The 12602-nt window shown below is 44.7% G+C and carries 8 protein-coding genes and 1 other RNA gene; 4 read left to right on the plus strand and 5 right to left on the minus strand.

Features of this window, described 5'->3' with window-relative positions; all coding sequences use genetic code 11:
- Nucleotides 1–102: 102 nt before the first annotated feature.
- The 4 genes from ssrA to prmB all read right to left on the minus strand — a co-directional run bounded on the left by ssrA (nt 103) and on the right by prmB (nt 3756).
- Nucleotides 103–461, minus strand: a transfer-messenger RNA (tmRNA) gene (ssrA, locus tag B2866_RS00035).
- Between the two features lie 85 nt (nt 462–546).
- Nucleotides 547–1218: an alpha/beta hydrolase gene (locus B2866_RS00040; protein ID WP_296189232.1), complete on the minus strand. Its 672-nt coding sequence runs from the start codon at nt 1216–1218 to the stop codon at nt 547–549.
- 190 nt (nt 1219–1408) lie between these two features.
- The gene (gene aroC, locus B2866_RS00045) at nt 1409–2512 is read right to left on the minus strand and encodes a chorismate synthase (RefSeq protein WP_296189234.1); all 1104 of its coding nucleotides are present in this window, start codon (nt 2510–2512) and stop codon (nt 1409–1411) included.
- 71 nt (nt 2513–2583) lie between these two features.
- Nucleotides 2584–3756, minus strand: a complete 1173-nt coding sequence (gene prmB / locus B2866_RS00050; protein WP_296189237.1) for a 50S ribosomal protein L3 N(5)-glutamine methyltransferase — start codon at nt 3754–3756, stop codon at nt 2584–2586.
- A gap of 572 nt (nt 3757–4328) precedes the next feature.
- Here prmB and B2866_RS00055 point away from each other — a divergent pair.
- Entirely contained in the window at nt 4329–5588 is a 1260-nt protein-coding gene (locus B2866_RS00055) for a L,D-transpeptidase family protein (protein WP_414706740.1), read from the plus strand.
- A gap of 182 nt (nt 5589–5770) precedes the next feature.
- Here the strand turns inward: B2866_RS00055 and B2866_RS00060 are convergent, their stop codons facing one another.
- Nucleotides 5771–5980, minus strand: coding sequence for a hypothetical protein (locus B2866_RS00060; protein ID WP_068404450.1), 210 nt, complete (start codon nt 5978–5980; stop codon nt 5771–5773).
- Nucleotides 5981–6333: 353 nt separating this feature from the next.
- Between B2866_RS00060 and B2866_RS00065 the strand changes: the two genes are divergently transcribed.
- The 3 genes from B2866_RS00065 (at nt 6334) to B2866_RS00075 (ending at nt 12483) form a co-directional block, all read left to right on the plus strand.
- Nucleotides 6334–8049: a TIGR00341 family protein gene (locus B2866_RS00065; protein WP_296189243.1), complete on the plus strand. Its 1716-nt coding sequence runs from the start codon at nt 6334–6336 to the stop codon at nt 8047–8049.
- A 176-nt stretch (nt 8050–8225) separates the two neighbouring features.
- On the plus strand, nt 8226–10898 hold the full coding sequence (gene alaS / locus B2866_RS00070) for an alanine--tRNA ligase (RefSeq protein ID WP_296189246.1): 2673 nt from the start codon (nt 8226–8228) through the stop codon (nt 10896–10898).
- A 298-nt stretch (nt 10899–11196) separates the two neighbouring features.
- Nucleotides 11197–12483, plus strand: coding sequence for an aspartate kinase (locus tag B2866_RS00075; RefSeq protein WP_296189249.1), 1287 nt, complete (start codon nt 11197–11199; stop codon nt 12481–12483).
- The last annotated feature ends 119 nt before the right edge of the window (nt 12484–12602 follow it).

Consider the following 12602-nt stretch of genomic DNA (forward strand, 5'->3'; position numbering starts at 1 on the left):
CATGAATTTTGTCCATTACACCACAATTTATCATTATTCTATGTTAAAAACATTTAAACCAAAAAAAATCCGACCACATTAAGTGATCGGATTTTTAATATTTGGTGGAGATGGCGGGAGTTGAACCCGCGTCCGCCAGCATTACGCTCATGAATCTACATGTTTAGTTTCTGTCTTTAGTTTTAATCCGCACCGATCCGACAGTCAGGATGGATTGGACGATTCTCTACTTTTGAACCCAAGCGATTGAGACAATCACTTGTGGCGAGCCTACATGCGGACGCTTCAACTTAGTTGACTAACTGTAGGTGATCAGCAACCAAGTAAGCAGGGTTTAAGCTGCTAGAGCGTAAGTTTCGTCGTTTGCGACTATAACAATATATGTTTGATTAACGAGAGGACATACACTCTCGACATGCATCATTGAGTTTCATCACCAGCGTCGAAGCCAGAACATCCCCAATAAGACTGACTATTATATAGTACCTGCCTAGCGATTTTCAACCTATATGCGCGCTGTATTACATTAAGTTACAGCCCAATTATTTAAGCCAAAACTTTATTCATCCATTGCCCAATATTTTGAATCTGCGGCATACAAACTTGATGCGCCATTGGATAGGTATGGTAAACGACACTATAGCCTTTCGCCGATAACAAATTCTGGGCTTGCTCCCCTAAGACCACAGGTACAACAGGGTCATGCGTACCATGTTCAATCAATATCGGCATGTCTTTGTTGGCGGCGCTATAGTTGATATTGTCATTGGTCGCAAGATAGGTAGACAGCGCCATCAAACCTGCTAAGCGCTGTGGATAGCCAAGTGCCACATGATACGCCACTGCCCCACCTTGCGAAAAACCCGCAATAACGATATGCTCAGGCTTAATACCGCGCTCAATTTCACGAGCAATCAAGTCATAAATTTGCTGAGAAGATTCTTCGATTTGAGCGATATCGACTTTACGCTCAAGGCTCATCTCTAAGATGTCATACCATGCGGGCATGACCATACCACCATTGACCGTCACTGGGCGATTGGGTGCGTGTGGGAAGATAAAACGTACCCCCATATCATCCGCTAAGCCGAGCTGCGGCACTACTGGCTCGAAGTCATGACCGCTAGCGCCCAAACCATGCAGCCAAATCACGGCTCTGTCTATCTTTTTTTGTGAGGGATTATGTTCGACAATAACGGCATCTAAATAGTTACTCATGTTTTTAAGTTCCTTTAATTTATAAATAAAACCAGATTTGTTTGTTTGATTAAGCAAGACATACCGTATTTAAATGAGAGTTTATAACTTACCTACTTAACTTTTCAGGCATCCATAAAAAAACCCTCTAACGTATCTAATAGAACAGCAGTAGATGCGACAAAGGGCAAATAAATGTATAGCAGAAAATCTAAGTAATCGATTGGACTGGTTGCTTAATATCGGCATTTTGACCACGATGACGCAGATAATGATCAAGCAATACAATCGCTAACATCGCTTCCGCAATAGGGGTCGCGCGTACACCCACGCAAGGGTCATGACGACCTTTAGTTAGCATCTCAATTGCCTCCCCATCTGTATTGATACTCTTGCCAGCTGTCGTAATACTAGAGGTTGGCTTCAGAGCAATACTGACGCGGATATCTTGTCCTGATGAGATACCACCCAAGATGCCACCCGCATGATTGGCCGTAAAACCATCAGGGGTCATCTCATCACGAGAACTATGTCCAAACTGCCCTGCCACCGCCATACCATCACCGACCTCAACACCTTTAACGGCATTAATACTCATCATGGCATGAGCAATATCCGCATCTAAGCGGTCAAATACCGGCTCACCCAGTCCGACAGGCACACCACTGGCGATAATCTCCAAACGTGCTCCGCAGCTCGTGCCTTCACGGCGTAAGCTGTCTATCAAGACTTCAAAGCGGCTGACTGCATCGGCGTCTGCACAAAAGAACGGATTGCTATTGACAAAATCCCAGTCGATTTGACTTGGGTCTAGCACTTGACTGTATTCCGAGCCAATTTGGGTAACATGCCCGCGCACTTGCACGCCTAAGCGCTGATACAAGTATTTCTTAGCGATAGCACCTGCCGCCACACGCATGGCCGTTTCACGCGCAGATGAACGCCCGCCGCCGCGATAATCGCGAAAGCCGTATTTCATACTATAGGTATAATCGGCATGACCGGGGCGAAAAGTATCTTTTATCTCACTATAATCTTTTGATTTTTGATTGGTGTTACGAATCAAAAGCCCAATAGATGTGCCCGTCGTTTTACCTTCAAAGACGCCAGAGATAATTTCAACTTCATCAGATTCACGGCGCTGGGTCGAGTATTTAGACGTCCCAGGTTTACGGCGATCCAAATCTACCTGCAAATCTGCTTCACATAATTCTAAACCTGGTGGCACGCCATCGACGATAGCCATCAGGCCTGCACCATGCGACTCACCGCACGTCGTTACGGTGAAAACCTGTCCAATACTATTGCCAGCCATATCTATCCTTAAACAAATGAAGTCGATTTTTAATTGCTGTTTTTTAATTTAGTGTCAATGTCAAACTTACTTTATTGATTGCTATCCAATAACTGCACATAAGCGGCAAATAATTGACGATGAGTCATAAGCTCATCATAAGTCATGGCAAAAATACCGTGACCGCCGTGAGCAAATTTTAGCCAATCAAATTGGATTTCGGGATACGCTTGCTTTAACGCCCATTCACTATCGCCGACTTCACAAACCAGCAAGCCCTCAGGACTAAGATAATCTGGCGCTTCAAACAAGATACGATGTACCAAATCCAATCCGTCCTGACCGGCAGCGAGCGCATGTTCCGGCTCATATAAAAACTCTGGAGGCAAATCCGCCATAATCGCGGCATCGACATACGGAGGATTGGTGACGATTAGCTCATATTGATGCTCAGCAGGAATCTTTGCAAATAAATCAGACTCAATCACATTAACTTGATGACCTAAATCATGATGATCGACATTGACCATCGCAACTTCTAGCGCTCCTTTATCAATATCAACCGCATCGACTAAGGCATCAACAAAGCGGGTGGCAAGCGCAATAGCGATACAGCCAGAACCGGTACATAAATCCAAAATACGCTCAGGCTGCGCCAACTGCTTAATCTCTAAACCATGATCAAAGAAGGCAGCAGCTTGATTGTTCATGCTCATACCGAGCGGCTTTGCCAACTCATTAACATCGAAGTACGGATGGAACTGCTGACGAATCAGCTCGGCGATTGGTGAGCGTGGAATCAGGACGCGCTCATCGACATAAAAAGGCAGGTCACAGAAATACGATAAATTAATGAGATAACTTAACGGCTTACGCTCAGCGATACGCTCTTCTAATAAGCTTAATACCTGCTGCTTCTCTGAAGTGGTTAAACGACAGTCGAGAATCTGATCATTGGCTGCCCAATCTAAGGACAGCGTGTGCAACACAATCGCCGACGCTTCGGCAAATTCATCCGTCGTTCCTTGGGCGACAACCACGTCATAGTTGCGCAGCTGCGTGACCGCAAAACGAATAAAATCCCGGATACTGACCAGTTGCTCACACGCTTCTGCAAGCTCGGCACGCAAATTATCAAACTCATCGTCTTCACCAAGCAGCCCTGTTTCTAAATCGTAGGTCATCTCATCATCTAAGCCTTGTGACTCATCAGAAAAGTACTGATTTTGAAACTCTTCTGCGCTCATGGTTTGGTCTTCTGACATATCACACCTTACTGATTGCATGCGTATCGACGACATGCGGATGGGTTAAATCGCTGATTTTTAACAGCCAATTTATTAAATAAAAACTTGTCATACATTATAGACGTAAACTTTCCGCTGCGCCAATGACTGTGTTTTTTAGCGCAAAAAACTACCGCAAATAAATAAGGCAACTTTTATGATAGGTAAATTTATCATTAACCTCTTATCGCTCTAGCATTTAACGATAAAGCAAATAACCAATGACTCTAGCCAAATGTGTGCGCAGTTTTGCCGCTAGCATGACTAAATTATTTCCCAACTGTAGTGAATACGTCAACCGTTGACGTTTAGCAAGCACTAAACGAAAAAAGATGTGTCAAAAGTTTGCGAAGCTTCTAAATTATGCGCATAATAGCCGCATTAGTTATAACCATAAGTAAGCCAATATGATGAAAATGAAGCCCCTTATTACCGCTATATCTATTGCGATTGTTAGTGCCAGTGTCGGCGCTGTTGCTGTACCTGCCGACAATACGCGCACTCTACCAGTACGTAAAGCTGACTCAATGCCTACTATTGCTCAGCCTAGTATGGCGAAAAAAGTCAGCCTTAACGTGCAAGAAAACCGCAGCAGTTCACTCGATAGTCGTGCGCCTGCCGTAGCCACACCTGCGTTAAAACCCAAATCACCTGATCGTATGACACAGCTGATTGACGAAAAACAGGAAGCTGACGAAGAAGACGACAATGACGTGCGACAAGCAGATGAGCAACAAACCGTTAGCGCCGATAATATGAGCGTCGAAGAGTTGGCGCGTAAAGATGTACAGTCTGATAGTACTGACGACATCAGTGATGGCCAAGCCGTTGCTGCTCCTAGCGCAGCAGTAGCAAATAACCGCCCAGCCGATACCTCTATTAAAAGTATCGAAGATGTTGATGGTAAAAAATATACCACGCTAAACCTGTCGAATTATGCCAAGCAAGTCAACGGTGCGACATGGACACCGAACATGAAGGTCAACTCCGCGATGACCATCAAAATGCAAGCGTTATTGGATTGGAACCACGCTTCACCTGGCGCTATCGATGGCGGCTGGGGTATGAACAGTAAAAAAGCGCTGATCAACTTCCAAACCATGAAAGGCTTGCCTGCGACTGGTAAAATGGATCAAAAAACATGGGACGCTTTGAATAAAAACATCCCAGCCAATAAGCCAGTGCTTGTAACCTACACCATCACCGAAGATGATGTGAATACCAACTTTGCTACCACGCCTGCAGGCGCAGAAGCCAAATCGAAAATGAAAGGCTTATATTATCAGGACATCAAAGAGATGTTCGGTGAGCGCTTCCATATGGACGTGCGTTACTTAGATAAGCTGAATAAAAACAAAGAATATAAAGTTGGCGAAACCATCACCGTCTTAAACACACGCGCGCCGCTCAAACAGCGCATCAATCGTGTGGTCGCTAATAAAGCGGATAAAACTTTGTATGCTTATAACGATGATAAACTGGTCGCCACTTATCCGACCACCGTTGGTAGTGACGCTACCCCATCACCGCAAGGCACGTTTAAAATCATTAATAAAGTAAAAATGCCGTGGTATAAAGCGACGGTCGGTAATGGTGCTGATAAAAAAGTACACATGCTACCACCAGGTCCAAACAGTCCTGTCGGGGTGGTATGGATGGGCTTATCTAAACCTTCTTATGGTCTACATGGCTCACCAAAACCTGAAGGTATTAGCCGTCAGGCCTCAGCAGGTTGTGTTCGTTTGACCAACTGGGATGTGCTAGAGGTGTATGCCAATATCGAAAATGGCGCCACCGTTGAGTTAAAATAGTTGTTATTAATACAAACGAATAATAATGCCTTATAAATAGTAAAAAAAACAGCTCCTTTTTAGGGGCTGTTTTTTTATGGGTATAAAATCTAAAACTAAGCGGGCTTTATTTTTATTATTTTCAGCTTTTGAAATAGCCAGCTTTTGAAGTAGCTTAGTCTTAAAGTCGAGGCTTTGTAGCCCTAGGCTTTATGACCTTCCTTACCCGTGATACTTCCCACTTTTTTGGTAAAAAATAAGGCAGCAGGAATGGAGACAATGATGCCTGCGGCAACCGCCATTTGGATGTGCGGGATTTGGTTAAATCCTGTGACCAAAGCGGCAATCATTAATACACCGACGGTCACGGTTGCGGCTATTGAATAGATGACAGAAAATAGTGGCCAGTTCATGATGTATTCCTCATTTATTGTGTGGGTATAACACCTTTATACACCAAATCCACACAAATAGTAAGCCTTTTCTTATAGACCTTCAGCCCATTTATAGCAAGTGATTCATATTAAAAGCCATATTATAATTATTGATTTGTAGTTTATACTTTTTTCTTAAAAATATAGGCGAATTATCTGCCGACTTTTTCTAAACCTCCTCTATTTAGACAAAAAAATTAATACGCTATTGGACATTTATCATTACAATAGTAGACTTTCTGCTTTCTTTAGTTTTAGAGTTCTTGTCGTTCTCTATACCCTAAACTGCCACTTTTATCTTCTAACCTCATTTTTTAATAAAGTTTTCTTCTATGACCTCCTCTCACGCTGACACTTCTAAAGACTCATTGCCTATGAATCACCCTAAAAACGATGCTGAGTTTGCAGATGAACGTAATGTTGGCAATATCGACAACGAGACTGTTACTGAAGAACAGACGCACAGCGAAAATAACAATGATAACGGACGAGCAACAGCGTCAAAAGATGCACAAAAACCTGAAGCGACCATCAAAGTGGAAACCGTGGCACCCGATGTGGTGGTTGCTTCCTTAGAAGCGCCAGAAGACGAAGCTGGCGTTCAACCTGTCAATGAATCTACAAACGATAATGCGGATATTGAATTTACCGATACAGCCGAGGCATTTTTTCAGGAAAAGGATAAAGCTGAGGTCAACCCAGCAGATCAGACTGACTCTAGCCAGACAAGTTCAAACAATACCCAATCTGATAAGTCACTCACTAAACAGAACCTACAAGAAGATTCAAAACCAAGTTTGAATACAGAAAACACGGACGACAAAGAAGATCGCAAGCAAAACGAGCAGGATGTTGCTCAAGTTCAAGATAGCAGCCAAACCAGTGATAGAACGGTGAAAGACGAAAACAATGCAGACGACGCTGTAGAAGATAGCGAAGAAGACGAGGTCAAAGAGAAAAAAGAAGCCAAACTTGAGTCTTATAAACAGTTCGTTGCCGAGCAGTTTAGTAATAAAAAAGTAGACTATCCAGAAGTACGGGTCAGGATTGAGGCCAACGCCTTGCCGAGTAAAATGTATTTTATTATGAACATTCTCTCGGCTATCATCGCAAGCTATGGCTTGGTGACCAACTCGGCGGCGGTGGTCATCGGTGCGATGCTGGTAGCAATGATGCTCGGTCCTATCACTGGGGTAGCGTTGGCGATTATTGACCACCGTATGCCGCTATTACGTAAATCGCTTATTACGGTATTTCTTGGTATCTCTTTAGTAGTATTGGTGGGTTTTATCGTTGGCTGGCTACACAAAGACCAACCGCTAACAGCAGAGATACTATCGCGCACCCAGCCGACTTCGATGGACTTGATGATTGCCTTAGCTGGTGGTACGGCAGGTGCTTATGCCATGGTTTCGCCGCATTTATCGGTCGCTGTGGTTGGGGTTGCAGTGGCCACTGCATTGGTGCCACCGCTTGCCGCCAGTGGGATTTTATTCGCCAATAGTGAGATGCAAATGGGACTTGGCGCGTTGCTATTGGCCTTGACCAATATTATCGCCATTCAATTTACCAACGCTTTGGTACTATGGCTGTTAGGTTTTCGCCGCTTGGTCGATGATGATTATAAATCCAAAACCTATTTGACGTTTTTGCGCCGTAATGCGGTGACTTTATTATTATTGGGCGGTTTGGGGACGTACTTGTCCATCAACCTACAAACCAGTGCCAAACAACAAGGCTTTGAAAACAACGTTAAAGAGACGATTAATAGCTACTTTAGCGATAAGGGTAACGTGCTGACCAATACCCAGTTTGATAAAAGTGATACCAACCAAGTTGTGCGTGCGGTGATTCGCGGCGAGACGACGCCGAGCTCATACGACGTTCGGCAAATCGAAGCAATTATTAGCCAAGATATAGCGGAACATTTTCCCGACTATTTGCCCATTAAGCTACAGCTACGCTATATGCCCGTGCAGGTGATTGAGTCGCATCCACTTATTCAAGATAAGCTCGATAAAACCGATGTGACTATTTTAACCAACTAAGTTATTTAGCGGATTTATTTATCCTAGTCACTCACTGCAAGCGCCTCCTTCATAACGAAAAATAAGCCCTATTTACGCTGCGTTTACTTATGAATCTTCAACACGCTTGGTACGTTTGTGCTAAAATCGCTTGCAAAATTATTTTATTAAATACCATCCGTCAGTAAGGAGCCGCTGTGAGCCAGCCACATCAAACAGCCGATATTCGTCAAGCTTTTATCGATTTTTTCATAAGCAAGCAGCACACCCCCGTCGCCTCGTCGAGCTTGATTCCCTACAATGACCCGACATTGTTATTTACCAATGCTGGCATGAATCAGTTTAAAGAAACCTTTTTGGGTATGGAGCCGCGTGACTATACGCGTGCGGTGAGCTCACAAAAGTGTGTCCGTGCAGGCGGTAAGCACAATGATTTAGATAATGTCGGTTATACGGCGCGCCATCATACGTTTTTTGAGATGCTCGGCAACTTCTCGTTTGGTGATTATTTTAAGCAAGCGGGTATTGCTTATATTTGGGAGTTTTTGACTTCGGATAAATGGTTAGCAATTGATAAAGATCGCTTGTATGTGACCATTTATGAAACTGATGACGAAGCCTTTGATATTTGGCATAAAGACATTGGCTTGCCTAGCGAACGCATCATCCGCATTGGTGATAATAAAGGCGCACCGTATGCCTCTGATAACTTTTGGACCATGGGCGATACCGGTCCTTGTGGCCCTTGTACCGAAGTTTTTTATGACCATGGTCCTGATATCGAAGGCGGTTTGCCCGGTACGCCTGAAGAGGATGGTGACCGTTATATCGAGATTTGGAACTGCGTCTTTATGCAGTTTAACCGTCAAAAAGACGGTACCATGCTGCCGCTACCTGCGCCGAGCGTCGATACTGGCATGGGGCTTGAGCGTATCAGCGCCATCATGCAAGGTGTGCACGGCAACTATGAGATAGATTTATTTGTGCATTTGATGGATGCGGCTGCCGAGATTTTAGATATTGAAAATGAGCAACAATCATCGTTAAAAGTCATCGCCGACCATATTCGTGCGGTGGCTTTTTTGATTGCTGATGGCGTCACCCCAAGTAACGAAGGTCGTGGTTATGTACTACGCCGTATTATTCGCCGTGCGGTACGTCATGGCAATAAACTTGGTGCTGATAGTGAATTCTTTTATAAAATGGTCGCGCCTTTGGTGTCTGAGATGGGTGACGCCTATCCAGAGCTAAAAGACAAACAAAGCGCGATTGAAAATGCCATTCAAAAAGAAGAAGCCCAGTTTGCTAAAACCTTAGCGCAAGGTTTACGCCTGCTAGCCAGCGAGCTTGAAGGTTTAAAAGACGGCGATACTCTTTCTGGCGAGGCGGCATTCAAACTTTATGATACTTATGGTTTCCCCGTTGATTTGACCGCTGATATCACTCGTGAGCGTGGTATTGTGATTGATGAAGCAGAATTCGATGAACACATGCAAGCACAGCGTGAACGTGCGCGTGATGCCGGCAAATTCGATGTCGATTATAGTAGCGTCATCCAAGTAGACAACCCAACCACCTTTGTCGGCTACGAGCAGCTTGAAGAAGACGGCGTCACCATCCATGCGCTTTATCAAGACGGCAATCCAGCCGAGAGTTTGGCTGAGGGCATGGAAGGCGTCGTTGTCCTTGACCGTACCCCGTTTTATGCTGAAGGCGGCGGTCAGGTTGGCGAGCTGGGTGAGATTCGCACAGCGACAGGCGTCTTTGAAGTGCAAGACACCAAAAAATCTGGCCAAGCCATCATTCATTATGGCGTGGTTACTATGGGTGAAATTAACGCTCAGCAAACCGCCGATGCACAAGTATTATCAAGCATTCGTGCGGCGAGTGCCAAAAACCATTCGGCCACCCATCTATTACATGCCGCGCTCAGACAAGTACTGGGCGATGCAGTCACACAAAAAGGCTCATTGGTCTCAAGCGACGTACTGCGTTTTGACTTTTCTTATGACAAACCGGTTAGCGCTGCTGAAATCAGCCGTATCGAACGCCTTGTCAATGAGCAAATTCAAGCCAACACCCCTGCCCGTATCGAGCATATGTCTATCGATGAAGCGATGAAGCAAGGTGCGATGGCGTTATTTGGCGAAAAATATGGTAATGACGTCCGTGTCTTGACCATGGGTACCGACAATATCGTTGATGGTCAGCGCAAACCGTTTTCTATTGAGCTGTGCGGTGGCTTACATGTGCAGCGTACCGGCGATATTGGCGTGTTAAAAATCACCAGTGAATCAGGTATTGCCGCAGGTATACGCCGTATTGAAGCGGTCACCGGTATGAATGCCATTAAAAATATGCAGCAAAGTGAGCAGCAACTGAGTGAGCTTGCTAGCCAGCTAAAAGTAAAACGTCCAGAGGTTGCACAGCGTGTGCGCACCATGGCAGACAAACAGCGTGATTTGGAAAAACAACTAGAACGCTTAGAGCAAAAAATTGCCAGCGCCCAAGCGGCAACCTTGCTTGATGATGTGCAGACCATCGCAGGTACATCGGTACTTATTAGCACCTTAAGCGGTGTTGATGGCAAATCGATCCGTACCCTAATAGACGATGTGAAATCAAAACTGCCGTACAGTATCATCGTGCTGATTGGCGATAAAGATGAGCAGCTAGCACTAGCGGCAAGCGTTGACAAATCGTTAACCGATCGCGTCAAAGCGGGCGACATTATTCGTCATTTGGCAAGCGAGCTTGGCGGTAAAGGTGGCGGTAAGCCTGATTATGCCCAAGGTGGTGCACCAAAATCTGCCAATACCAATGCCATTATCAGTGCACTAAGCGCTTGGATTGCAGAAAAGCTGGCGTAAATAGTAGCAATATAGGGGATTGGTTATAACGGTTATAACCAATCGCCATATATCTAATGCTTGCTAGCACTTAAAGTTATACGGCTAATATGGTATAAAGTAGCACGCTTAGCGACTGTCAGCATATCAAGTGTATGGTTATAAACAGTAAAATAGCAGAGCAAATAATGGGCGCAATTTTTATAATTCGGCTTTATCGTTATTAAAATGAATCTTGCACTGTCACGGCAAACCGCGCCATGATGGATTGATGTCGATAAGTAACAGATGGCCATTGGTGAATAATAGGTAGATTTTTATGGCGTTAATAGTACAAAAATACGGCGGCACCTCGATGGGCAGTATCGACCGCATCAAAAATGTCGCCAAACGAGTCAAACGCTGGCATGACAACGGTCATCAAGTAATCGTAGTTGTGTCTGCCATGAGCGGTGAAACCAACCGTTTGATTGATTTAGCACGCCAAATCAGCAGCCAACCTGATCCGCGCGAGTACGACCAGATGGTGTCAACGGGCGAGCAGGTTTCTATCTCTTTGCTTGCGATGGCGATTAAAGAGCTTGGTATTGGCGCCCGTTCATTCACCGGTCGCCAAGTTGCCATTAAAACCGATAATGCCCACACTAAAGCGCGTATCGAAAGCATTGATGACAAAAACATCCGTGAGCAACTAGATGCAGGCAACATTGTCATCGTGGCAGGTTTCCAAGGTATCGATGAAGAAGGTAACGCCACAACCTTAGGTCGCGGCGGCTCGGATACCACAGGTGTGGCCATTGCCGCAGCCTTAGGCGCTGATGAATGCCAAATCTATACCGATGTCGATGGCGTTTATACCACTGACCCACGCGTGACCTCAAAAGCCAAAAAACTTGAAAAGATTACCTTTGAAGAAATGCTTGAGATGGCAAGCCTTGGCTCTAAGATTTTACAGATTCGCTCAGTAGAGTTTGCTGGCAAATACGGCGTACCTCTGCGCGTATTATCTAGCTTTGATGAAAACAACGATGGTAGCTTCGACCAAGACTTTCAAGACAATGTCGGCACCCTAATTACGATAGACGAAGGAGACAACATGGAACAGGCAATCATCTCAGGTATCGCTTTTAATCGCGACGAAGCGAAAATAGTCGTGCGCGGTGTACCTGATCATCCTGGTATCGCCTCTGCCATCCTAAGCCCTATCGGTCGCGCCAATATCGAAATTGATATGATCGTGCAAAACCTATCGACCAATGGCACTACTGACTTTACCTTTACCGTCAACCGTACGGACATGGATAAAACCATGAAAGTGCTAGAAAACGAAGTCAAAGATGAGATTGGTGCCAAAGAGATCTTGGCCAACAACGAAGTAGTAAAAGTGTCATTGGTTGGGGTTGGTATGCGCTCGCATGCTGGCGTTGCTAGCCTTATGTTCCAGACTTTGGCCGAAAACAACATCAATATCCAAATGATATCGACCAGTGAAATCAAAGTCTCTGTGCTTATTCAAGAGCAGCATTTAGAAAAAGCCGTGAAATCATTGCACACCGCCTTTGGTCTTGACCGTGAAGACGGCGATAGCAAAATCGCTGGGTTATAATATTTAATGGCAAACGTTTTTACATTAAAAACGTTTGCGCATTGATAAAACTTCAAGCTGGTTTTGTAGTTATTAAGCAATAGCAATTGATTATTTCTAGGGCGTGTCTTCAATTGGAT

The sequence above is a fragment of the Psychrobacter sp. UBA3483 genome, assembly GCF_002377905.1.
Lineage (GTDB): Bacteria > Pseudomonadota > Gammaproteobacteria > Pseudomonadales > Moraxellaceae > Psychrobacter.